General features: G+C 36.0%; 24 protein-coding genes. 10 read left to right on the top strand and 14 right to left on the bottom strand.

The features are described from left to right. Positions 1–3 precede the first annotated feature (3 nt). Positions 4–1,074, bottom strand: coding sequence for a PorV/PorQ family protein (locus GS03_RS07065; RefSeq protein WP_449404235.1), 1,071 nt, complete (start codon positions 1,072–1,074; stop codon positions 4–6). A gap of 112 nt (positions 1,075–1,186) precedes the next feature. Between GS03_RS07065 and GS03_RS07070 the strand changes: the two genes are divergently transcribed. Next, entirely contained in the window at positions 1,187–1,945 is a 759-nt protein-coding gene (locus GS03_RS07070; protein ID WP_136151847.1) for a CDP-alcohol phosphatidyltransferase family protein, read from the top strand. 243 nt (positions 1,946–2,188) lie between these two features. On the opposite strand, the gene lptB is transcribed toward GS03_RS07070, so the two are convergent. From lptB to GS03_RS07090, 4 genes are all read right to left on the bottom strand, one after another. After that, positions 2,189–2,929, bottom strand: a complete 741-nt coding sequence (gene lptB / locus GS03_RS07075) for an LPS export ABC transporter ATP-binding protein (protein WP_136151848.1) — start codon at positions 2,927–2,929, stop codon at positions 2,189–2,191. A 123-nt stretch (positions 2,930–3,052) separates the two neighbouring features. Next, a complete protein-coding gene (locus GS03_RS07080) occupies positions 3,053–3,403 on the bottom strand; it encodes a carboxymuconolactone decarboxylase family protein (protein ID WP_136151849.1) in 351 nt (116 codons plus the stop codon). After that, complete coding sequence (gene tatC, locus GS03_RS07085) at positions 3,387–4,208, bottom strand: twin-arginine translocase subunit TatC (RefSeq protein ID WP_136151850.1); 822 nt, start codon at positions 4,206–4,208, stop codon at positions 3,387–3,389. The genes GS03_RS07080 and tatC overlap by 17 nt, the downstream gene beginning before the upstream one ends. Next, the gene (locus tag GS03_RS07090; protein WP_168710281.1) at positions 4,208–5,173 is read right to left on the bottom strand and encodes a KpsF/GutQ family sugar-phosphate isomerase; all 966 of its coding nucleotides are present in this window, start codon (positions 5,171–5,173) and stop codon (positions 4,208–4,210) included. The genes tatC and GS03_RS07090 overlap by 1 nt, the downstream gene beginning before the upstream one ends. Positions 5,174–5,259: 86 nt before the next feature. On the opposite strand from GS03_RS07090, the gene recQ reads away from it, so the two are divergent. Continuing rightward, positions 5,260–7,455, top strand: a complete 2,196-nt coding sequence (gene recQ, locus GS03_RS07095; protein ID WP_136151851.1) for a DNA helicase RecQ — start codon at positions 5,260–5,262, stop codon at positions 7,453–7,455. 23 nt (positions 7,456–7,478) lie between these two features. Here the strand turns inward: recQ and GS03_RS07100 are convergent, their stop codons facing one another. Further along, positions 7,479–7,718 carry a hypothetical protein gene (locus tag GS03_RS07100; protein WP_136151852.1) on the bottom strand — a complete coding sequence of 80 codons (240 nt, stop codon included), beginning with the start codon at positions 7,716–7,718 and terminating at the stop codon, positions 7,479–7,481. A 78-nt stretch (positions 7,719–7,796) separates the two neighbouring features. On the opposite strand from GS03_RS07100, the gene GS03_RS07105 reads away from it, so the two are divergent. The 7 genes from GS03_RS07105 (at position 7,797) to GS03_RS07135 (ending at position 17,618) form a co-directional block, all read left to right on the top strand. Then, complete coding sequence (locus GS03_RS07105; RefSeq protein ID WP_136151853.1) at positions 7,797–9,326, top strand: T9SS type A sorting domain-containing protein; 1,530 nt, start codon at positions 7,797–7,799, stop codon at positions 9,324–9,326. A gap of 111 nt (positions 9,327–9,437) precedes the next feature. Further along, positions 9,438–11,000, top strand: coding sequence for an NAD(P)/FAD-dependent oxidoreductase (locus GS03_RS07110; RefSeq protein ID WP_136151854.1), 1,563 nt, complete (start codon positions 9,438–9,440; stop codon positions 10,998–11,000). Between the two features lie 83 nt (positions 11,001–11,083). Next, positions 11,084–12,136 (top strand): Kazal-type serine protease inhibitor family protein, encoded by a 1,053-nt coding sequence (locus tag GS03_RS07115; protein WP_136151855.1) that lies wholly within the window; start codon positions 11,084–11,086, stop codon positions 12,134–12,136. 78 nt (positions 12,137–12,214) lie between these two features. Continuing rightward, positions 12,215–12,739 (top strand): sigma-70 family RNA polymerase sigma factor, encoded by a 525-nt coding sequence (locus tag GS03_RS07120; RefSeq protein ID WP_136151856.1) that lies wholly within the window; start codon positions 12,215–12,217, stop codon positions 12,737–12,739. 11 nt (positions 12,740–12,750) lie between these two features. Continuing rightward, positions 12,751–13,653: a FecR family protein gene (locus tag GS03_RS07125; protein ID WP_168710282.1), complete on the top strand. Its 903-nt coding sequence runs from the start codon at positions 12,751–12,753 to the stop codon at positions 13,651–13,653. Next, positions 13,650–15,944 (top strand): TonB-dependent receptor plug domain-containing protein, encoded by a 2,295-nt coding sequence (locus tag GS03_RS07130; RefSeq protein WP_136151858.1) that lies wholly within the window; start codon positions 13,650–13,652, stop codon positions 15,942–15,944. The genes GS03_RS07125 and GS03_RS07130 overlap by 4 nt, the downstream gene beginning before the upstream one ends. Before the next feature lie 93 nt (positions 15,945–16,037). After that, the gene (locus tag GS03_RS07135) at positions 16,038–17,618 is read left to right on the top strand and encodes an NADP-dependent glyceraldehyde-3-phosphate dehydrogenase (RefSeq protein ID WP_136151859.1); all 1,581 of its coding nucleotides are present in this window, start codon (positions 16,038–16,040) and stop codon (positions 17,616–17,618) included. Between the two features lie 38 nt (positions 17,619–17,656). Here GS03_RS07135 and GS03_RS07140 read toward each other — a convergent pair whose 3' ends face one another. From GS03_RS07140 to rsfS, 7 genes are all read right to left on the bottom strand, one after another. Further along, a complete protein-coding gene (locus GS03_RS07140; RefSeq protein WP_136151860.1) occupies positions 17,657–18,433 on the bottom strand; it encodes a superoxide dismutase in 777 nt (258 codons plus the stop codon). A 4-nt stretch (positions 18,434–18,437) separates the two neighbouring features. Beyond that, positions 18,438–18,713, bottom strand: coding sequence for an acyl-CoA-binding protein (locus GS03_RS07145; RefSeq protein WP_136151861.1), 276 nt, complete (start codon positions 18,711–18,713; stop codon positions 18,438–18,440). A 6-nt stretch (positions 18,714–18,719) separates the two neighbouring features. After that, entirely contained in the window at positions 18,720–19,373 is a 654-nt protein-coding gene (locus GS03_RS07150) for a phosphatidylserine decarboxylase family protein (protein WP_136151862.1), read from the bottom strand. After that, positions 19,363–20,187, bottom strand: a complete 825-nt coding sequence (locus tag GS03_RS07155) for a phosphatidate cytidylyltransferase (protein ID WP_136151863.1) — start codon at positions 20,185–20,187, stop codon at positions 19,363–19,365. Before GS03_RS07155 ends, GS03_RS07150 begins: the two co-directional genes overlap by 11 nt. A gap of 1 nt (position 20,188) precedes the next feature. Beyond that, a complete protein-coding gene (locus GS03_RS07160) occupies positions 20,189–20,794 on the bottom strand; it encodes a lactate utilization protein B/C (RefSeq protein ID WP_136151864.1) in 606 nt (201 codons plus the stop codon). A 112-nt stretch (positions 20,795–20,906) separates the two neighbouring features. Further along, positions 20,907–22,826: an ATP-dependent zinc metalloprotease FtsH gene (gene ftsH / locus GS03_RS07165; RefSeq protein ID WP_136151865.1), complete on the bottom strand. Its 1,920-nt coding sequence runs from the start codon at positions 22,824–22,826 to the stop codon at positions 20,907–20,909. A 20-nt stretch (positions 22,827–22,846) separates the two neighbouring features. Then, positions 22,847–23,218: a ribosome silencing factor gene (rsfS, locus tag GS03_RS07170; RefSeq protein WP_136151866.1), complete on the bottom strand. Its 372-nt coding sequence runs from the start codon at positions 23,216–23,218 to the stop codon at positions 22,847–22,849. 92 nt (positions 23,219–23,310) lie between these two features. On the opposite strand from rsfS, the gene GS03_RS07175 reads away from it, so the two are divergent. After that, positions 23,311–24,039, top strand: coding sequence for a biotin--[acetyl-CoA-carboxylase] ligase (locus tag GS03_RS07175; RefSeq protein ID WP_136151867.1), 729 nt, complete (start codon positions 23,311–23,313; stop codon positions 24,037–24,039). Here GS03_RS07175 and GS03_RS07180 read toward each other — a convergent pair. Beyond that, positions 24,036–24,446 carry a hypothetical protein gene (locus GS03_RS07180; protein ID WP_136151868.1) on the bottom strand — a complete coding sequence of 137 codons (411 nt, stop codon included), beginning with the start codon at positions 24,444–24,446 and terminating at the stop codon, positions 24,036–24,038. The genes GS03_RS07175 and GS03_RS07180 overlap by 4 nt on opposite strands. Between the last annotated feature and the right edge of the window lie 162 nt (positions 24,447–24,608).

A 24,608-nucleotide genomic window follows, 5' to 3' on the forward strand; every position in this document is an offset into this window, starting at 1 on the left:
TTTTTATCTAAAAATACTTAAATCTATTTTCACAGAAAAAATATTGGAATACAAAGCGGCACTTTGGTCACCTAAATCAGTCAAAGCATAATCAACCTGAATGCCTTTGTATTTAAATCCCAAACCAATATTGGGCTGAAAGTTAACTTTAGTGCTTCCGTCAAGTTGCTCTACATTTTGAAAATTTCCAACACCGGCGCGAAGAAAGACCAAATCGGTATAGCCAAACTCCAATCCCAAAGCCGGGTCAATACTAAAGGCACTGTTAGAAATGATGTCGTTGGTTTCGGCAAACTGCATATTCAAATTAACTGCTGCAAGCAAAGTGTACTCCGTATGAAAATCAAATTTTTTGGAAACCCCAAGTTGCGCTTTTGGAAAAGTTATTTCGGTACTTTCAGGCGGTTCCTGATTTTGTCCGGCAACGGCATCTTTTATTTCATTGTATTTATCTTCATCAATTGCCCATATGTTGTAAGTTGTCGTAATATCGCGAAGCATTACACCATAATGCCAATCATTACTTTCATACTGCAATCCGAAATCAAAACCAAAACCCCACGAACTGGCAAAATCGCCAATAACCCTGCGGATGACTTTGGCATTCACTCCATATTGTAAGCCTTCAACCAATGTTGGGCGCCTTGCATACGAAAACGTCAAGCCATAATCGGCGGTTGAAAAAAGGCTGATTCTGTTGTAGTCAATATTTCCTTCGCTGTCAATAAGCTGTGTGGTATTTAAGATGTCATCCACTCCGAAACGTATTAGGGAAATTCCCCAAGCACTTCTGTCATCTATCTTTTTGGCGTAAGCTGCATAATCATATTGGGCAATATTGGCAAAGTAACTCGCATGCATCAGTGCAGCTTCGCTGTCTTCAATTTTTAATAAACCTGCCGGATTCCAATAGCCCGAATTTACATCGCTTGTAAAAGCCGTAACTGCATTAGACATTCCCAAAGCAGCAGCATCAACCCCAATGTTCATGAATTCATTGGAATATTTTCTAACTGATTGTGCATGAGTGATTATGCTAATAAAAAGCAGTAGAATAGCAATTGTTTTTTTCAAGGCAATTTTTCTTTTTACAAATATCAAATAAAAATCTCTAATATAAAACGTAGAAAGCTTTAACTTATTGTATTAGATTTGTATTTCTTTTTTAAAAGCTAATTGAATTCGTATGAAAATTAAAGCACTGATTCCGAACTTATTTACAATGCTTAATCTGTTTTGTGGATGTGTGGCTTTGGTTATGATTTCTAATCTAAACTTTGATTGGGCATTTTTCTTCGTTTGTTTGGGTATTTTCTTTGATTTTTTTGATGGTTTTTTTGCCCGTAAATTTGGAGTAGCCGGACCATTGGGAGTTCAATTGGATTCTTTGGCGGATATGGTAACAAGTGGTGTTGTTCCGGGATATACAATTTATAGGTTTTTAAATGAAATTGATATTGATGAATTTGTAATAAATCATTGTATATATCAATATAAAGGTGCAGACTACATACCCTATTTAGGTTTTGTCATAACTCTTGGAGCATGTTATCGCTTAGCAAAATTCAATATCGATACAAGACAGTCGGATTCATTTATCGGGTTACCAACACCTGCAAATGCTCTGTTTTTTACAAGTTTACCACTTTTGCATATTATCCCAGATAATGTAAATGATGCTGTGAACTTGAATTTTACATTGTTGAAAATAGTATTGGTAGTGTTAGTGTTCTTAAGTGCCTATGTCATGAATGCCGAGATTCCATTGTTTTCACTGAAGATTAAGAACTTTAGTTTTGCCAAATACAAACTGCAGATTTTCTTTTTAGCGCTTTCAATTTTGTTATTGGCTTTCCTTCAAATACTGGCAGTTCCGTTGATAATTATAATCTACGTTTTACTGTCGGTTATCAATAATATAGTCACAAAAAAAGCTTCCGTTTAGGAAGCTTTTTTATTGATTTCGTGTAATCATATAAATCATAAATCCGAAAAGGGAAAAGAAGATCAGCATGTATACATATGCATAGCGATGTGCAAAGTTGAATGTTACTCCATAAGCAGGATTGGGTTTGTCAACTAGAACCCGATCATCTTCCTTACAGTAGTAGAACATACCAAAAACCTTCCAATTTTTAGGGTCTTTGTGTAGTTTTTCCTGCCGTTCTTTCAACGAGCTTTCCATTTATTAAAACGTTAGTTTCTTTTTACGAAGTTCAAAGTTTTGTCCGAGATATACTTTTCTTACCATTTCGTCAGCAGCTAATTCTTCCGGAACTCCGGCTTTCAGAATTCCACCTTCAAACATTAAGTATGTTTTATCCGTAATAGCCAAAGTTTCCTGAACGTTGTGATCGGTAATTAAGATTCCGATGTTTTTATTTTTTAACTGTGCTACAATTCGCTGAATATCTTCAACAGCTACAGGGTCAACGCCTGCGAATGGTTCATCAAGTAGAATAAATTTCGGATCCGTAGCCAAAGCTCTCGCGATTTCGGTTCGTCGCCTTTCACCACCGGAAAGTAAATCGCCACGATTGGTTCTGATATGCTCCAGACTAAACTCGGCAATCAGGCTTTCCATTTTGGCTATTTGCTCTTGTTTGGTGTAATTGGTTAATTGCAAAACACTCAAAATATTATCTTCGATGCTCAACTTTCTGAAAACTGAAGCTTCCTGCGCCAAATAACCAATTCCGTGTTGGGCACGTTTGTACATTGGAAATTCCGTGATATTCATGTCATCCAAATAGATATTACCTGAATTTGGTTTAACCAATCCAACAATCATATAGAACGAAGTTGTTTTTCCGGCGCCATTCGGACCCAAAAGCCCCACGATTTCACCTTGATTTACTTCTACAGAAATGCCTTTTACGACACTTCGGCCTTTATAGGTTTTGACTAAATTTTCGGCTCTTAACTTCATGTTTGAGGTTCTAAGGTTCTAAGTAACTAAGGTACTAAGTTTTATTTAATGCAAATAAACAAAATCCATTTGCTTGATTTATCGTTTTAACTTCAATTTTGGAAACTGATTACTAAATACTGATTACTGACCACTTTCCTCTAACGCTTCCCAAAATTCATAAGCTCTTCTCAGGTGCGGAATTACAATGGTTCCTCCAACTAAAGTAGCAATTCCCATAGCTTCCATCATTTCTTCTTTGGTGATGCCTTCTTTATAACTTGTTTCCAAATGGTATTTGATGCAATCGTCACAACGCAATACTGTAGAAGCCACAAGTCCGAGAAGCTCTTTCGTTTTTACATCCAAAGCGCCTTCAGCATAAGCATTGGTATCCAGATTGAAAATTCGTTTTACAATTTTATTATTGTCTGCCAATAATTTTTCGTTCATTTTTGAACGATAGTCATTAAATTCTTCAACTAGTTTGCTCATCTTTCTTTTTATTTTTTTCTACAATTGCTGAAATCCAGATACAGCCTTCATAAATTATCAACATAGGTACAGCAACGGTAACCTGACTTACAACATCCGGAGGCGTTACAATTGCAGCAATAATCAATATGATTACAATAGCCCATTTTCTGTATTTTCTTAAGAAACTCGGGCCAACTAATCCTAATTTGGTCAGGAAATAAATGATGATTGGCAATTCAAAATACAATCCACTGGCAATGACAGCTGTTTTAACCATGCTAACATAGGAATCTATACTAAATTGATTTTTCACAACGCTGCTTATAGAGAATGTTGCCAGGAAATTTACCGACATTGGAACGATTACAAAATAACCAAAAAGCACACCCAAAAAGAATAGTATCGAAGCTACAAAAATGAAAAGTTTGGCGTTCTTTTTCTCTTTTTCATACAAGGCCGGACTAATAAATTTCCATAATTCCCAGAGGATATAAGGGAAAGCCAAAATAAAACCTGCGGTGATACAAACCCAGACAAAAATATTTACCTGACCTTCCATTTGAGTATTCTGAATAATGAAATTTAGTTCGGTAATACAAATGCTGTCAGCAAAACCAAGGTAATGTGAAGCGTCACAAAAGAAACGATAGGTTATAAAACTTGGGTCGGTTGGACCAAAAATTAAATCACTGAAAATATAATCTGCAAAAAAATAGGAAACAATTGCCATGGTGACAACGGCAGCCGAACTTCTTACCAACAACCATCTTAACTCTTCAAGATGATCCAGGAATGACATTTCATTAAGTGGTTTCTTTGCCATTATACAATGCCTTCTTTTAAAATGTCATGCAAGTGAATTACGCCTTTGTAGTCATCATTATCAACAACCACTAATTGCGTAATTGAAAAATCTTCAAGGATATTCAAGGCATCGCTAACCATATCTGTTGATTTTATGGTTTTCGGTTTTTTGGTCATTATCTCCTGTGCTGTCAATCCTGTAATGTTTTCAGTTTTGTTCAACATTCTTCTGATATCACCATCGGTTATGATTCCAATAACTTTATTATTTTCTACAACAGCAGTAACTCCAAGACGCTTTTCAGATATCTCAATAATTGCATTTTTGATAGTCGAATCCGGTGAAACAAGTGGCCTGTGTGTAGTGTCTAACATATCGCCAACACGTAATAACAGTTTTTTGCCCAATGCACCACCAGGATGGTATTTGGCAAAATCTTCTGCAGTAAAGTTTTTCATTTCCATCAGGCAAACCGCAATCGCATCACCCATTACCAATTGGGCTGTGGTGCTATTGGTCGGAGCCAGATTAATTGGGCAAGCTTCGGTTTCGACATACGTATTCAAAACAAAATCGGCTTCCTTTCCTAAAAAGGAAGTCGTATTTCCGGTAATGGCAATTAGTCTATTTCCGAATCGTTTTAGCAACGGAACCAAAACCTTAATCTCAGGACTGTTGCCACTTTTTGAAATGCAAATCACAACATCGCCAGGTTGCACCATGCCTAAATCGCCGTGAATTGCTTCTGAAGCATGAAGAAAAAGGGAAGGAGTTCCGGTTGAGTTTAAAGTCGCCACAATCTTTTGGGCTATGATAGCACTTTTACCAATTCCGGTTACAACTAAACGACCTTTTGAATTGTAAATGATTTCGACCGCATTTACAAAATTGTCATCTAAAAATTGGGTTAGCTTGGCTATAGATTCACTTTCAGACAAAATTGTCTTTTTAGCAGAAGCAAGAATGTTTTCTTTATTTATCAAAATTGTAACAATATAAAATTTGTATGTATAAAAGAAAGTCTTATCTTTATGTTTGCAAATTTATGTAAAAATACCATTAACAGAGAATGAATTTAAACGAAATTGACATTCACAAAGAATTAAAAAAATATTTTGGTTTCAACCAATTTAAAGGATTACAAGAACAAGTTATAAAAAGTATTATTACTCGAAATAATACTTTTGTTATAATGCCTACAGGTGGCGGAAAGTCATTGTGTTATCAGTTGCCTGCTTTGATTCAGGAAGGAACCGCAATCGTGGTTTCGCCGCTTATTGCTTTAATGAAAAATCAAGTGGATGCGATACGAAGTTTGTCTTCTGAAAATGGTATCGCTCATGTGTTGAATTCGTCTCTTACCAAAACAGAAATTAATCAAGTTAAAAAAGATATTACCTCAGGAGTTACCAAATTATTATACGTAGCCCCGGAATCACTAACCAAAGAAGAGTATGTAGAATTTCTTCAAAATGTAAAAATCTCTTTTGTTGCCATAGACGAAGCACACTGTATTTCAGAATGGGGACATGATTTCAGACCAGAATATCGAAATTTAAAAGCCATTATCAAACTAATTGGAGATGTTCCGGTTATTGGTTTGACCGCAACGGCGACTCCAAAAGTGCAGGAAGACATTCTTAAAAATCTGGATATGTCAGATGCAGTCACTTTTAAGGCATCCTTCAATCGTCCTAATTTATTTTATGAAGTACGTACCAAAACAAAAAATATAGAATCGGATATCATTCGTTTTATAAAACAACATAAAGGAAAATCCGGAATTATATATTGTTTGAGCCGGAAGAAGGTTGAAGAAATTGCAGAAGTATTGCAGGTAAACGGAATTTCTGCTGTACCGTATCACGCAGGTTTGGATGCTAAAACCAGAGCCAAACATCAGGACATGTTTCTTATGGAAGATGTTGATGTGGTCGTAGCCACCATAGCATTCGGAATGGGAATCGATAAACCGGACGTTCGTTTTGTAATCCATCATGATATTCCGAAATCACTGGAAAGTTATTATCAGGAAACGGGTCGAGGCGGAAGAGATGGAGGCGAAGGTCATTGTTTGGCTTACTATTCGTATAAAGATGTCGAAAAATTAGAAAAATTCATGTCGGGTAAACCGGTGGCTGAGCAGGAAATTGGGTTTGCTTTGCTACAGGAAGTTGTCGCTTATGCTGAAACTTCGATGTCCCGTCGTAAATTCTTATTGCATTATTTCGGAGAAGAATTTGACAGCGAAACTGGTGAAGGTGCCGATATGGATGACAATGTCCGCAATCCGAAAACAAAAATCGAAGCACAGGATCAAGTCAAGTTGCTTTTGGAAATTGTTAGAGACACTAAGCATTTGTATAAATCAAAAGAAATATGCTTTACGCTTATCGGAAGAGTGAATGCTATGATTAAGGCGCACAGAACCGATTCGCAAACTTTTTTTGGAAAGGGAAGCAAATTCGAAGAGCGTTATTGGATGGCATTGATTCGACAAGTGCTGGTTGCAGGTCTTTTGACAAAAGATATTGAAACCTATGGTATTTTAAAAGTATCAGAGAAAGGACATGAGTTTATCAAAAATCCAACATCGTTTATGATGTCGGAAGATCATGAATATAATGAAGCAGAAGACGATGCAATAGTAACAGCATCTAAAGCCGGTGGCACTGCAGATGAAGCTTTGATGGCGATGTTGCGTGAGTTGCGTAAAAAAGTAGCTAAGAAATTGGGTGTTCCGCCATTTGTAGTTTTTCAGGATCCATCGTTAGAAGATATGGCCTTGAAATATCCAATTACCATTGACGAGTTGACCAATACACATGGAGTTGGTGAAGGAAAAGCAAAAAAATACGGAAAAGAATTCGTCGATTTGATTGAGCGCTATGTTGAAGATAACGACATCATTCGCCCAGACGATTTAGTGGTAAAATCTACCGGAGCGAATTCGGCTAATAAACTATACATCATCCAAAACATTGACCGAAAACTGTCGCTTGAAGATATAGCCAAAGCCAAAGGATTTACAATGGATAATTTGTTGAAAGAAATGGAGCAAATAGTCTATTCCGGAACCAAATTAAATATCAGTTATTGGGTAAATGAAATCCTTGACGAAGAACAACAGGAAGAAATTCATGACTATTTTATGGAATCAGAATCAGATAAAATAGAAGATGCCTTAAAGGAGTTTGATGGCGATTATGATATCGAAGAATTGCGTCTGATGCGAATAAAATTTATAAGCGAAGTAGCGAATTAAAGAGAGGTGAGAGCTTCTCTTTTTTATTCAGCATAAATTTCTCCACGATGTGGTTTTAAAGTATCTCTAACAGAAATCATATTCTCATCTGTTACGACCATAAAAGCAATGGCATGTAGTTCGTTTTTGATTTCAAAACCGGTAATGTTTATCGGAAATTTTTCAATGGCGATGTATTCTTTTAAATGAATTTCGTGATGTTCTGCAGTTTTGGCTGAGGCTTCTCCACGAAAATCCCAAATTAGTTTTATTTGTCTGGACATCTCGTTAAAATTTTAAAAATCAGTAGTTTAATTCGTAAAAAATAATACTTTTGCTTTCGTCAAACTAAACAAAAAATCATGAAGCAAAAGTACATTCTTTTTATCTTGTTTTCCTTATTTGTTTTTAAAGGAAATGCCCAAAGCAATTACGCTGTAAATTCAATTCCATTTCAACCATATTCAGGAACATTGTCGCCATTAACAACAGCTGATGACATCTATTCACCGGTAATAACTATGCCGTTTAGTTTCGATTTTTACGGAAACAGTTATACTCAGTTTGTCGTTAGTACCAACGGATATGTTGATTTTAGAACATCATTAGCGGGTCAGTACTCACCTTGGAATGTCGTATATACCATTCCAAATGCTGGATTTGGAACCAAAAATTCCATTTTAGGATGCTATGAAGACTTAAATAATAATAGTACTGGCGCTATCGGAACCATAACTAGCGGAGTTTATGGAACAGCACCTTACAGAAAATTTGTAGTTTATTTTAACAATCAACCTCATTTTCAGTGCAATAGTACAGTTGCGTTGAGCTCTTCTCAAATCATTTTGAGTGAAACCACCAATATAATTGATGTGCAGGTAATTAATAGGACACCATGTTTAGCCTGGCAACAAGGTAGAGGTGTGATTGGTTTAGTTAACCTTGATGGAACTCAAGCCATAGCGCCACCGGGAAGAAACACAGGAAACTGGAGTGCAAACCAGGAAGCTTGGCGTTTCTATCGTCCAGGATATTATCCAAGCTATTCTTTTGTGCGTTGTGATGATGATTCAGATTCATTTGTAACGTTTGATTTAACTGTGGCAGCAAATGATTTATCACCTGCTAATCCTTCTGCCATATCTTTTTTCGAGGATAATGCATTGACAATTCCGGTTGCAAATCCAACAGCCTATATAAATACTTCAAATCCAAGAACGGTTTATGCCAGCGGAAATGGAGCGATAAGATCAGTTATTCTAAGTGTTATCGATTGTAGTATTGATGCTGATAGTGACAGCGTACCTTCGGCAACAGAGGATGTAAATAATGACACCAATTTGGCTAATGATGATACTGATTTAGACGGAATTCCAAATTATTTAGACAATGATGACGATGGTGATTTGGTGTTAACCAGCGTAGAATATGTTTTTGCCAGAGTCAATCCGCGTCAGGTAAATGTTATTTTAGATACTGATTTAGACGGAATTCCAAATTATTTGGATAACGATGATGATGGAGATGGTTTGTTAACCTGGAGAGAAGACTACAATCACGATGGAAATCCGGGTAACGATGATACTAACAGCAGTGGTACTGCTGATTATCTTGAATCTTCAGTAGCTTTGGGTGTGACGCCTGTTAGCATAGACAATAACAGTATAAAAGTATTCCCAAATCCGGCAACTAATGTGCTGAATATTCAAAATAATACTGATGATACTAACGCTTCGATAGAAATTTATTCCATCAGTGGAGCCAAAGTAAAATCATTAAAAACAACACAAGCATTGACAACAATCGCTGTTTCGGATTTGCAAAGCGGTGTTTATTTTGTCAAAGTAACAATGAACAACCAAGTGGGTAATTATAAATTCATTAAGAACTAATTTGAACTGCTACTGGCAGTCCTCCTCTTAATATCAAAGGTTTGGCGAAAGCTGAACCTTTTTTATTTGTACTAACTTTCATTTGATTATTTTTGCCAAACAAATCAAACTATGCCACAAGAACTCCAACTTCAAGTTTCACCCGAAATAGCAGCTAACGAAAGTTTGCTCTATGAACACGTGGCGCAATTAGTTCGGGTTTCTACAAAATTGGTTCATAAAGTTGTAATTCTGAAACGTTCTATTGATGCGCGTCAAAAATCTATTAAAGTCAATCTTAAAGTTTCGGTTTATTTAATAGATGAAAAATATACCGAACAAAAAATCGAACTTCCCAATTATGAAAATGTTTCCAATAAACAGGAAGTAATCATTGTTGGTGCTGGTCCGGCCGGACTTTTCGCAGCTTTGCAATTAATAGAATTAGGTTTAAAACCAATAATTATCGAACGCGGAAAAGATGTTCGTGGTCGTCGTCGCGATTTGAAAGCCATCAATGTTGACCATATTGTCAATGAAGATTCAAATTATTGTTTTGGTGAAGGCGGCGCAGGAACCTATTCTGATGGGAAATTATATACGCGTTCCAAAAAACGTGGTGATGTTGACAGAATTCTGCAGTTGTTAGTTGGTTTTGGTGCTACGCCCGATATCTTAGTCGAAGCGCATCCGCATATCGGGACCAATAAATTACCGCAAATCATTCAGGACATTCGGGAGAAAATTATCGAATGTGGCGGAAAAGTGTTGTTTGAAACCAGAGTGACTGATTTCGTTATTAAAAACAATGAAATGCAAGGCGTTGTTACTCAAAATGGCGATACAATTTCGGCCAATAAACTAATTTTAGCAACCGGACATTCGGCTCGTGATATATTTGAATTACTAGATAAGAAAAAGATTTTTATCGAAGCAAAACCTTTTGCATTAGGCGTTCGTGCGGAACATCCTCAGGAATTGATTGATAGAATTCAATACAGTTGCGATTTTCGTGGAGACTATTTACCACCTGCACCATATTCCATTGTGAAGCAGGTTAATGGTCGCGGAATGTATTCGTTTTGTATGTGTCCCGGTGGCGTAATTGCACCTTGTGCTACAAGTCCGGGAGAGGTAGTAACCAATGGTTGGTCACCATCTAAACGAGATCAGGCGACAGCCAATTCGGGTATTGTGGTCGAATTAAAACTAGAAGATTTTAAACCCTTTGCCAAATTCGGAGCTTTAGCAGGAATGGAATTCCAGAAAAGCATCGAACAAAAAGCCTGGCATTTGGCTGGAGAGACACAAAGAGTTCCGGCACAGCGAATGATTGATTTTACCAGAAGTAAAGTGTCGGAATCAATTCCAAAAACATCTTATGTTCCGGGAACAACTTCAGTTGAAATGGGACAGGTTTCCCCTGGCTTTTTAACCCAAATTATGCGGGAAGGCTTTATTGAATTTGGAAAAGCAATTCGTGGTTATATGACTAATGATGCTATTCTTCATGCACCGGAAAGCAGAACTTCCTCACCGGTACGCATTCCGCGTGACAACGAAACTTTGGAACATACACAAATCAAAGGTTTGTATCCTTGTGGAGAAGGTGCCGGATTTGCAGGTGGAATTATTTCTGCCGCTATTGACGGTGAAAAATGTGCCTTGAAAATTGCACAAAGTCTCTCAAAATAAAGTAAATTTCATTTTTGTTTTTTAAAAAGTAGGGTGATGACATTTTGTGTTGTCTAACCTTTAAACACTAAATTATAAATAAGATGAAAAAAATTAAAATTTTACTATTGTTACTTACAGTAACTGTTGCAGGTTTCTATTCTTGTACCGATAATGATCCGGTTGAAAACGAAGTGGTAACTACCAAAAGTATTTCGTTGAGAACCACATTAAACGAAATCAAAAAAGCCAACAATATCAGTGGGAAAAATGGTTTAACTACAGATGACCAATTTTTTTGCTTCGGGTTTGTTTATCCTATTAGCCTTTCATATAATGACGGAACAGTAATTACCGTTTCTTCATATGAGGGATTAATTGAAATTTTAACTAATGAAACCTCTACATTATATATTGAGGGAATCGAATTTCCTTTCCAAGTGCAACAAGAAGGAGCAGTTACTACTATAAATAATGAAGCCGAATTCTTTGCATTGATTGATGACTGTACTTTTTATACTGTGAATGATATCGTCTTTGATTTTACTTGTTATTCCATTGTTTTCCCGATTTCGGTTGTGAATGCAAATGGTCAAACTATAGTGGTAGATGATCAAACGGAATTGGTAAACTTAGCTTCACCAACGCCTACAGGAACATCTTATCAATTGGATATTGTATTTCCAATCTCAGTTGTTCAAAACGATCAGACTATAGTTATTAATAATTTATATGAATTCTTTGATTTGAATAATGATTGTCCAAGCAGCTCATGTGTTTGTCCTGCCGACTATAATCCGGTTTGTGTACAAACTTCTGCTGGTGTGGTTGAATACTCGAATATGTGTCATGCAGAATGTGATGGATTTACTGCTGCCGATTTAGTATCCTGTGATCCTGTGACAACTGTTAATTTCGGAACAGGTTTAGGTTCGTGTTTTAATATGGCTTATCCGGTACAGGTTCAATCTGGTGGTGCTTTGGTAACGGTGAATTCTGATGACAATTTGCGTCAGTATTATTTCCCGGCACTGTCAAGTATTCCAGCCTTTGTTTATCCGGTAACGGTAACATTTAATAGTGCAACAGGTCCGGTAACAGTACTTATAACCAGTAGTGCTCAGTTTGAAACGGCTATCACTAATAATTGTAATTAATTGATTTTAAATAAGAATTGGGAAAAATCAATGTTACGACACAACCTTAGCGATAAGGTTGTGTTTGTAATTTAAGCTATGAAAGAAGAAAACCAAAATGTTAAGCTCTGTTCCGAAGCGGTTTTTCGCTCGGTTTTTGACACTAATTTTAAAGTGTTGCGTAACTTTTTGGTATATAAATTCCGGGGCGATATAGAAAGTGCCGAAGATGTAGCTCAAAATGCTTTTGTTAAACTTTGGGAAAATTGCGGAATAATTCAACCCGAACAAGCCAAAAGCTTTTTATACACTACAGCTATTAGGCTTTCGCTGAATAGAATTAAGCACAATCAGGTAGTGAATAATTATGATTTGCAATTTAGACCCAAATCATCACACAAAGAATCACCGGAATTTTTAATGGAGGAAACCGAATTAAAATCCCTGTTAGAAAAAGCCATAAATGATTTGCCCGAAAAGCAAAGAACCGTATTTTTAATGAACCGTTTTGACAATCAGTCTTATACTGAAATTGCAGCATCATTGGATTTATCGGTAAAAGCGGTGGAAAAACGAATGCACCAAGCATTATTGTCCTTGAGAAAAGTAGTAAAAAACGTTTGAAAAATAATACGATGGAAGAGATGAACGAAACGTATTTATCCGATTGGTTGGCCAATAAAATTACAGACGAACAATTAAAAGAATTGGTTTCGGCAGAAGATTTTGAGGCATTTCAAAAGATAAAAAACACGCTAAGCAATTTTGAATTCAGCAATCCTGATTTGGAACAAAACTTTAGCGCAGTCAAGCAAAAGCTGGCTACTAAAAGTCAAGCTAAAACAAAAGTAATTCCGCTTTGGCGTTATGCTTCGATTGCGGCTTGTTTGCTGGTAATGTTTGGTTTGTATCATTTTTTTATAGCCGAAAATACCATAACAACTGCTTTTGGTCAAACACAAATAATCACCTTGGCCGACCATTCCAAAGTATCTTTAAATGCCAAATCAACACTGGTTTACCGCAACAATTACAGCTACAAACGAGCCTTGTGTCTCGATGGTGAAGCTTTTTTTGAAGTCGAAAAAGGAAGTTCGTTTACTGTAAAAACATCGCTCGGCGATATTCACGTTTTGGGAACCAAATTCAATGTGATAGCATTCAAAGATTTCTTTGAAGTAAAATGTTATGAAGGCAAAGTGGAAGTAACACAAAAAGGAAAATCAATCATTTTAACACACGGAGAAAGCGTTCGCTATTACAATCATACGGTTGAAAATTGGGCAGATGATACAACTGAAAAGCCAACCTGGATTTCGGGAGAAACGTCTTTTAAAAATGTACCGATGCGCTATGTAATTGACCAGTTTAAAAACCAATACAATGTTGAAATCGACTATCCGAAAACCATTGAAAACATAAAATTCACAGGAACTTTTACACATAAAGAATCAACCGTAGCGCTGCAAACCATTTGTTTGCCGTTGCATTTAAAATTTGGCAAAGACCAAACCGGAAAAATTATCATTTCTAAATGAAGAAACTAATGTTGTTAGCCTTCTTTTTGTGCTGGTTACAATTTTCCTGGTCACAAAAAAAGAAGTCGTTTTTTTATGCTGATGCAAAACTCACCAAAGTGCTTTCTGATGTCGAGGAAGCATTTGATGTTAAATATTCCTATGTCGATTCTTTGGTAATTCCACAGCGATTTTCATTGCCAAAAAAGTTATATGACTTAGATGAAATTAATAATGAAATTGAAAAGCAATCGACTTTAAAAATCATCAGGATTAACCAGCGTTTTTATTCTCTTAATAAAACGGAAGCCAAAGGAACGGAATCAAACATAACACTGCTCAAAGAAGTTATAGTCGAAGAGTTTTTGGCAAAAGGAATTCAAAAAACCAATCAACATTATAGCATCTTTCCACAAAAAGTGCAAACGCTTCCGGGAATAACGGATGCCGATATTTTGCAATCACTACAACAGTTACCTGGAGTTAAAAGTCCGAATGAAACGGCAACAGGCTTATATATTCGCGGCGGCACTTCTGACCAGAATTTAATCCTGATGGATGGCATTCGGTTGTATCATCCCGGGCATTTATTTGGCATGATTTCTAGTATTAATCCTAATGTGGAGCAAACCGTGGATTATTACAATAAGGCTGTGAATCCAAGGTTTGGTGAAAGAGTTTCGGGAATTATCGATATCAAATCCACAGACAAAATCTCAGATAAGTTAAAAATTAATGCGGGAATCAACGCTCTGAATGCCGATATTTATCTGAAAGCATCATTGATTAAAGATAAATTAGGCTTGCAATTTTCTGCCCGAAAATCGTATACCGAATGGCTGCAATCGCCTACGTTTAATCAATTGGAACGCAAGGTTTTTCAGAATACCGACTTCAAAGAATTTGATAATGACAACCAATTTCAGTTTTATGATTATTCAGCAAAATTGAATTTCAAACCCAATCCAAAAACTGAAATTTCACTCTCGGCTTTGGTTATTAAAAATGATTTAGATTATAAAAGTGTTATCAAGACCGACAGTATCAGTAACCAAAGAATGAAAGTAGAAAATTATGGATTCAGTCTGAATTGGACACAAAAATATACTCCGAAATTCAAGCAGCAAACTTTGGTTTACTACTCGCTTTACAGTTTTGATTACCTCAAGAAACAGGATTATGATAGCAATAAATTTGAAGCGTTCAAGAAATTAAATAGAGTAGTAGATTCGGGCGCTGAGTTGCGTTTTGGTTATCAAATGAATGAACAATCTAATTTAGATTTTGGTTATCAGGTTTTCGGAAATGATATTTCACATTTGTTCAATAGTTACAATCAGGATGTTGGAATTGATTTAGGTTTGCGACATCTTTACAATGTTACTCATGCCGGATATGTTCATTACCAAAGTGATTTTGGCAGTTGGAATATCCAGCCCGGCTTGCGTTATAACTTTTATAGCCAAATAAAAGCCTCGAGTTTCGAACCGCGTTTGATGCTTCAAAAGAAACTAACTGAATCGTTAATCTGGCAAGTTTCTTATGAACGAAGAAGCCAGATTTTGAGTCAGGTTCGCGAAAATGCGGCTAACGATTTGAGTCTGGAAAACTATGTTTGGGTATTGTCTGATAATGGTGAATATCCAATTCAGAAAGCAAATCAGTTTGCTTCCGGAATCATTTTCAAAAAGAATAACTGGCTTTTAGATGTTGATACTTATTACAAAAATATCACTGGAATCACTTCGTATACTTTGGGTTTTTTGGGACAGAATGACAATGACATTCATCACGGAAAAGGATTTACCAAAGGAGTAGATGTTTTGCTTCAAAAAAGCCATAATTCATGGCGTGCTTGGATGACATACACTTATCAGGATTCACAGAATAAGTTTGAGAGTTTAAATGACGGGAATTATTTCAGCTCCAATGCCGATATCAAGCACAATTTTACGATTGCGTTCAATAAAAAATGGAAGAACTTTTTGTTTACAACAGGATGGTTTTGGCACAGCGGAAAACCATTTAGCACGGTTAATGATTCGGGAGAAATCACAGCTTACAATTCCGAAAGATTACCTGATTATCATCGTTTAGATTTTTCTGCCAGTTATCAGTTTCAAAACCAAAAAGGAACTATTTTTAAAGTTGGCGTATCGGTTTACAATCTTTACAACCACAGCGATCTTATCAGTAAAGAATTCGAGCGAAAGTATGCAAGTCTTCAGGATTTCATCACGCCGCGTTATGAGATGCAGAATTATTACACTTTGGGCATCATGCCAAATGTTTTTTTTAGAGTGAATTTTTAAAAGTTATTAGTTACAACGTTTTAGTTAATTTCTTTCCGCTAAACGATGTTGATGGTCTTAACCAAAATAGTAATTTTATAAAAAATCATTTTTATGAATACTATTCCAACCGAATTTCAAATTACCAAATTATTACACCAAGATACTTATTTAGTTGACGGTCAGCTAAAAAAATGGACTGGCGAAACCTCAGAAGTTTATTCTACTATTTCCTCAACCGAAAATTATGCGCCAACATTATTAGGTTCCATTCCAACGATGGGAGAAGCTGCTGCTGCTGAAGTAGTAGAATCGGCTGTTGCTGCTTATAACAACGGACAAGGATTGTGGCCAACGATGAAAGTCATTGACCGTATCAGATGCATGGAGAATTTTGTTACGCAAATGAAAGCTGCCCGTAGCGAAGTAGTCAAATATTTGATGTGGGAAATCGGAAAATCATTACCTGATTCAGAGAAGGAATTTGACAGAACGGTTGAATACATTTATGACACAATTGAGGATTACAAAGAATTAGACAGAAACAATGCGCGATTCACCAAAAGCCAAGGCGTGAATGCCATGGTTCGACGTGGGCCATTGGGAGTTGTGCTGTGTCTTGGACCTTATAATTATCCTTTGAACGAAACTTTTTCATTGCTAATTCCCGCCATCATCATGGGAAATACGGTGATTTTTAAACCCGCAAAACACGGCGTTTTATTGATTTCGCCATTGCTTGAAGCGTTTAAAAGCAGTTTTCCAAAAGGCGTTATCAATATCGTTTACGGCAGAGGAAGAGAAGTGGCTTCACCTATTATGAAATCGGGGAAAGTAGATATTCTTGCTTTGATTGGAAATAGCAAATCGGCAATTGCTTTGCAGGATTTGCATCCAAATAAAAACCGTTTGCGTTTGATTTTGGGATTGGAAGCTAAAAATCCCGCGATTATTTTGCCAGATGCGGATTTGGATTTGGCAATTCAGGAATGCATTATGGGAACGTTGTCTTTCAATGGGCAACGTTGTACAGCCTTGAAAATTCTTTACGTACACGAATCAATTGCGGCGGAATTCAACAGAAGATTTACGGATAAAGTTGATGCACTTCCTTTTGGAAATCCATGGGAGAAAGGCGTTTCATTGACACCATTACCCGAAAAAGACAAACCCGATTATATTCAGGAATTAATTGATGATGCTATAACTAAAGGTGCTAAAGTCATTAATGCAAAAGGTGGAGAACGTTCGGATAATTATATTTTTCCAGCTGTTTTATTTCCGATAAACAAAGAAATGCGTGTGTATCACGAAGAGCAATTTGGGCCTGTGATTCCAATTATAACTTTCAAAGACATTCAGGAACCGTTGAATGATATGGCAGAATCAAACTATGGACAACAAGTGAGTTTGTTTGGGAAAGACATTAAAACCATTGCGCCGCTTATTGACACTTTGGTGAATTTGGTTTGCCGTGTGAATTTAAACAGTTCCTGTCAACGTGGTCCGGATGTGTATCCGTTTACGGGAAGAAAAGATTCGGCTGTGGGAACCTTGAGTATTCATGATGCCTTGCGTTCGTTTTCTATTCGAACGTTTGTAGCTTCCAAAGACAATGCGTATAACAATGCGATTTTACAGGAATTGCTCAATAGTAAGGAATCGAATTTTATAAATACTGATTATATTTTATAACAAAAAAGCCCCGAGCAATCGGGACTTTTTTATAAAATTTATTTCTTCGCTGTCGCTTCTTCATAGCGTTCGGAAACTTTTTTCCAATTGATTATTTTGAAGAAGTTGTCAATGTATCTTTTTCGTTTGTATTGATAATCTAAATAATAAGCATGCTCCCAAACATCGAGATTTAAAATTGGTGTGCCCGAAACGATTTGCTTTGGCATCAAAGGATTATCCTGATTTGGTGTACTGGTTACCTGTAATTTTCCTGTTTTATCAACAACCAGCCAAGCCCAACCTGAACCGAATTGTTTGTCGGCTGCATCAGTAAATTGTGTTTTAAACACATCAAATGAGCCAAAATCCCGGGTAATAAGTGTTGCTAACGTATCTTTAGGTTGTCCGCCTGATTTAGGTGCCATGCCTTCCCAAAACAAACTGTGATTGTAATAGCCACCGGCATTATTTTTTAAATCGGCATTGCTGCCATCACATTTTTTTAAGATGTCTTCAATGCTTAAATCGATTAATGTTGGATCTTCAACTACTAATTTATTTAGGTTGTTGGTATAGGTCAAATAATGTTTGGAATAATGCACTTCCATTGTTAGTATATCAATGCTTGGTTCAAGTTCATTGTATTGATAAGGTAATTTGGTAAGAGAAAATTGTCCCTCAATGGCGCTTACGTCATCAGGTTGCCCAATAGTGATTTTTTCTTCGGCTGATGGCAACGGCACTTCAACAACTTCGGTAAGTTTTTTTCTTTTGCAGGATGGTAGCAATAGTATAAAAGAAAAGCATAAAACAATTGAAAAAATCTTCTTCATAAATCTACTTTTTACTATTTGCAATTTCGTGTATTGCTTCTGTGTATAATTCTTTTGCTTCGTCAATGGATAGATGGCTAATTTGCATCCATGCATTAGTTTTAAAGGCATTTCGCAAGTCAAAATCAGCAGAGTTATTATAGTTAATAGTGCCAAAAGTTGCCTGCTTATAATAGGCATACAATCGCAATTGCACATCTTGCGGAAGCTCAGATTGTGACATTTTTGAAGCAATTTCTACTGCTTCCTGAAATCGAATTTCTAATTCTTTTTCGTCCATTTCAGCTTATTCTTTTATTGCAATAACTGTTTGGTTTCCAACAGCATTTTGCTGAAGTTTCACTTCTACTTTTGTTCCTAGTGGAAAATAGATATCGACTCTTGAGCCAAATTTAATAAATCCGGCATCGTCTCCTTGACGAACCTGCATTCCTTCTTCGGCATAATTTACAATTCTGCGAGCCAAAGCACCGGCAATCTGACGATAAAGAATTTCGCCAAATACTCGGCTTTCAATAACAACAGTGGTTCTTTCGTTTTCGGTACTTGCTTTTGGATGCCAGGCAACCAAATATTTTCCAGGATGGTATTTGCTGTATTTTATCTTTCCGCTAACACAATAGCGCGTCACGTGTACGTTTATTGGCGACATAAAAATGGAAACCTGTAACCGTTTGTCTTTGAAATATTCTTCTTCAAATACTTCTTCAATAACGACTACCTTTCCATCAACCGGAGCAAGAACAACTTTATCGTTTGCTTCTATTTTTCTATTCGGGTTTCTGAAAAATTGTAAAATTAGTAATAGAAATACCAAAGCCGCAATTTGGATGGTTTTTTCCAACCAGATTATTGAAGTCAACTTTGGTGCAAACAGCGTAATGATTACGGTTAACGTAGTTGCTATTAAAATAATTTTTCCGCCTTCTTTATGAAACATAATATAAGATTTGATAAAACAAATAAACAAATGGTGCTACAAATATAATACTATCTAGGCGATCTAGAATACCACCATGGCCAGGCATTATATTTCCGCTGTCTTTTACACCAGCGATTCTTTTAAATTTTGATTCGATTAAATCACCTAAAGTGCTGAATATACTGATGATTACAGCACTTATTGTCCAAATAATTATTGAAGTATAAAGGTAATTTGGTTTGGGTTGAAAATAAAATTTCGAAATTAAAATTCCTGCAATTACCGAAAATACAATTCCACCGATAAATCCTTCTACGGTTTTTTTAGGTGATATTCTTTCGATAAGCTTGTGTTTCCCAATTGATTTTCCAACGATATACGCAAAAGTATCATTTGTCCAAATCAGGATAAAAATACTGATAATTATTTTGGGTCTGAAGCTATTATAGGAAAACGGAATTTTTGTAATGATAATGAATGGAAGAATAACGTAACCAATGGTGTAAACGTATTTCGAAAGCGTGTCGAAAGTTTCTTTTTTTGAATTGAAAAGCAGCAATAAACATTTTATCGAAACGAATAGCGTTGCGATTAAAAGCAAAACATCATTTGTCTGATTTGTTCTAAATTGGGTCGCTAAACAATAGGCTGAAGTGCCTAAAAGAATCGGTGCTATTTTGTTTAAATGAACTAACTGGCAAAATTCATAAACAGCAATTATCATAAATATTCCGAATAGCAGATAAAAACTATTCACAGAATAGGAAGTGGCGATTATAAGCAGCGCAACATAAACTACACCAGATAATAATCTCTTTAGCGATTCGTTCATCTTATAAATCTTCTAGAAGCAGCAAATACAAGTTTTTCGCTGTGCTTCCATATTGAAGAAAGTCTTCGTCTTTTGCTTTCTCAAAATATTTTATAGTGGTAATATTTGTTGGATAGTCTTTTTCGTATTTCTTTTTAATCACACGAAGGCCATCACTTTTTGCCTCTAAAATTTGACTGGTTGTAGCTAAAATTATGATGTTGTTTGGCAAATCATTTGGCTTGTTTTGCTTAATTTGATTGGATGAAAAAAGCACTGAACCTTCATCAGCAATCAGGTTTTCGCAACTGGCAAATAAAAATTTCGGATTTACAGGTTTATCGTAGTGAAGTTTATTCTCGTCCAACATACTATAAAGCTTTGGCTCATAGCATAAGGCTTCGCATTCAAACCAATCATTTTCTTCTAAAATATTCAGAAATTGGTCTTTTACCTCGTTTAAGTTTTCACAATATAAAAACTTTCCGCCATTTTTTTTGAAGTTATATGTGAACTTTTCATCTACCGGAAGTAATGAAAAGCTGGAAGGAGCATTGTTGAATTCGCTTTGACTTTCTTCGTCAGAGGCATCATTACCGGTGCCAAAAATTTTTCTGAAAAGACTCATGCTTGTTTTGGTATAATCTAGGTTTAAAATTGAAATCCTTCAAAGATAAAAAAATCTTAATTCAAAAGTAAGTTTTGAATTAAGATTTTAAAAAAATGTTAAAAAACATTAGTTATACTAATTCCGTTTCTTCAGGCGGAAGGTTAAAAGGCCTTGCTCCAAAAATAGCTTCCAAATCATCTTTAAAAATAACTTCTTTTTCAATCAGGATAGCAGCAAGTTGTTCCAATTTTTCTTTGTTATCTTCCAGGATTTTTATAGCTCTTTGATATTCATTTTCAATTAGTTTTGAAATTTCTTTATCAATTACTAAGGCTGTTTCTTCTGAATAAGGTTTTGAGAAACTGTATTCACTTTGTCCCGTTGAATCGTAATAGGTTATATTTCCCAATTCATCATTCAATCCGTAGATGGTAACCATCGCTCTTGCTTGTCGGGTTACTTTTTCCAAATCGCTCAAAGCACCGGTTGAAATTTTACCAAAGACAACTTTTTCTGCTGCTCTTCCTCCCATAGTGGCGCACATTTCATCTAGCATTTGCTCCGTACGAACAATTAATCTTTCTTCAGGTAAATACCAGGCAGCACCTAAGCTTTGTCCTCTTGGAACAATCGTAACTTTTATCAATGGCGCAGCATGTTCCAGCATCCAGCTTACGGTAGCATGACCGGCTTCGTGAACAGCAATCGCGTGTTTCTCTTCGGTGGTTACGATTTTATTTTTCTTTTCTAATCCACCAACAATTCGGTCAACGGCATCTAAAAAGTCTTGTTTGTCAACCGCAGTTTTATTATTTCTGGCCGCAATTAAAGCTGCTTCGTTACAAACGTTTGCAATATCAGCACCCGAGAATCCCGGAGTTTGTTTGGCTAAAAATTCAGTATCTAAATTTTCTACTTTTTTAAGCGGAGCCAGATGCACTTCAAAGATTTCTTTTCTTTCTCTAATGTCCGGTAAGTCAACATAAATCTGTCTGTCAAAGCGACCTGCACGCATCAAGGCTTTGTCTAATACATCAGCTCTGTTGGTTGCCGCGATTACGATTACATGTGTATTGGTACCAAAACCGTCCATTTCGGTTAGTAATTGGTTCAAAGTATTTTCGCGTTCGTCATTACCGCCCGACATATTGTTTTTTCCTCTGGCTCTACCAACGGCATCAATTTCATCAATAAAGATTATAGATGGCGCTTTGTCTTTGGCTTGTTTGAATAAATCTCTAACACGGGAAGCACCAACACCAACAAACATTTCAACAAAATCGGAACCCGATAATGAGAAGAAAGGAACTTTAGCTTCACCGGCAACGGCTTTCGCTAATAATGTTTTTCCGGTTCCCGGAGGACCAACTAAAAGTGCGCCTTTTGGAATTTTTCCACCTAAAATGGTATACTTTTCAGGAGTCTTAAGAAATTCTACAATTTCCTGTATTTCTTCTTTAGCACCTTCTAAACCGGCAACGTCTTTAAAAGTGGTTTTAACTTCTGTTTTTTCGTCAAAAAGTTTGGCTCTCGATTTTCCAATATTGAAGATTTGACCTCCGCCACCGCCAGCTCCGCCAGACATTCTGCGCATAATCAATATCCAAAGACCAATGATGATTACAAAAGGTAAGATGCCCATTAAAAGTTCACCCCAATTGCTTTTGGCTTTGAAATCGTAATCTTTTATTTTACCTTCCTGAGCCGCTTTTTCAATTTTATTTTGGAAACTTTCGTCATTTCCTATATCGAAAGAGTAGTGTGGGCCTTTATTTACACCGCCCATCATGTCTTTTGCTACTTTGGCATTTGCCTTATCTTTCAGAGCTTCTTTTGTCAGGTAGGCTTCACCTTCTGTTTTGTTGTAGATGATTACTTTTTCAATTTGCCCTTTGTTTAGATACTCATTGAATTTTGCAGAGGATATTTTGGTAGTGTCCTGAAAACCGGAACCTCCGAAGTAGTTAAGTGCAATGAATCCGATGATTACTACAACGTATATTAACCACGGACTTATCTTGAAATTATTAGGTTTTTTTTCGTTAGCCATTTTATTCTATGAACTATTTTTTAATATTTATTTTGGATGGTAGTTATTTTGGCATCTCCCCAAAGTCCTTCTATGTTATAGAATTCGCGAATTTGTTTTTGGAAAACATGCACCACAATGTTTACATAATCCATTAAAACCCATTCGGCATTATCCGTTCCTTCAACGTGCCAAGGTTTATCTTTCAATTCTTTAGAAACTAATTTTTGGATGGAGTTAACAATCGCGTTAACTTGTGTATTCGAACTACCATTACAGATTATAAAGTAATCACAAACTGCTGTATCAATGGCTCTCAAATCGAGGATGTCAATATCATTTCCTTTTACTTCTTCTATGCCTTTTATGATGTTCGCCAAAAGAACATCTGAGTTAACCGTTTTCTTCGTCATTTATATTTATGTATGTTTTGCAAATGTATTACTTTTTGTCTTTATTTTTGCTTAACAAAAGTTTAAAATTCATTAATATTTACCATTGTAACATGCCTTTAATCAAACTCGATGCCATAGATTCGACGAATGACTTTCTAAAGCAATTGTTTAAAGATTCTGTGGTCGAAGATTATACGATTGTCATGGCTAATGAACAAACCAAAGGCAAAGGGCAAATGGGTGCCAAATGGATTTCTGAACCTGGTAAAAACCTTACTATGAGTGTTTTGGTTAAGGATGTCCATCTCAAAAATCAAAACATTTATGATTTTAATATTGCGGTTGCACTATCGGTATCGGATACTTTAAAAAAAATGGGGTTGCCTAACATTTCAATAAAATGGCCCAACGACATTATGTCAGATTCGAAGAAAGTGTCAGGGATTTTAATAGAAAATATCTTTAAGCATGACGGTAATTTTAATTCTGTCATCGGAATCGGATTGAATGTAAACCAAACTGATTTTAAAGATTTGCCTCAGGCAACTTCACTAAAATGCATCACTGGGAAAGATTACGACTTGGAAGAAATCGCGTTACTTTTGTCTGATTCTTTGCGGGGATTTATACAGGTATTAGCAAAACACCGTGAAATACTTTGGGATTTTTACCATCAAAATCTGTATAAATTAAATTATCCGTCGCCTTTTGAAGATAAAAATGGGAATCGTTTTATGGGCATCATCAAAAAAGTTACCCGCGATGGAAAACTTGAGGTTCTACTAGATGATGATAACGTAACTCATTACGATGTTAAAGAGATAAAAATGTTGTTTTAGTGTTTTAGAGTTATAGCAAATCCGTCGGCTATAGATTGATCAATAACAAGGCTGTCATTTGCTATCGAATAACATCCGTATTCAGCACCGTTGATATAGATACTTTCGGAGCAAGGCATTCCCGGGTTATTGGCGAAGTGATAATTATAAACCCCAGTCTCTAAAACATCCCACAAATTTGAATCAGTGTTATTATTGGTCACCGTTACAGTTTGTGTTATCGGATTAAAATCCCAAGTAATCATTCCTTCGGGGAAATCGTTGTTTATTCCGGCAAATGTTCCGCTTACGTTAACTAATTTCCATTGTCCGGTAACGGTATCATGTGCTGAAGTATTTGAATCTTTGCTACATCCAACCAATAAAAGGGTCATTAAAATTCCTAAAATCGAGAGTTGCTTTTTCATTTTCTTATTGTTTTTTATCGAGATACTTTCGCTTAAAAATGGTTGCGCTGGAGAATTAAAAAAATGTAAATCAAGATAACATTAAATTGAAAATAATTCTTTTTCTTTGGAGCTAAATTAATTACTTTTGTGGCACATTTAGCTGAATCAGTTCAGTATCTC

The sequence above is a fragment of the Flavobacterium sangjuense genome, assembly GCF_004797125.1.
GTDB lineage: Bacteria > Bacteroidota > Bacteroidia > Flavobacteriales > Flavobacteriaceae > Flavobacterium > Flavobacterium sangjuense.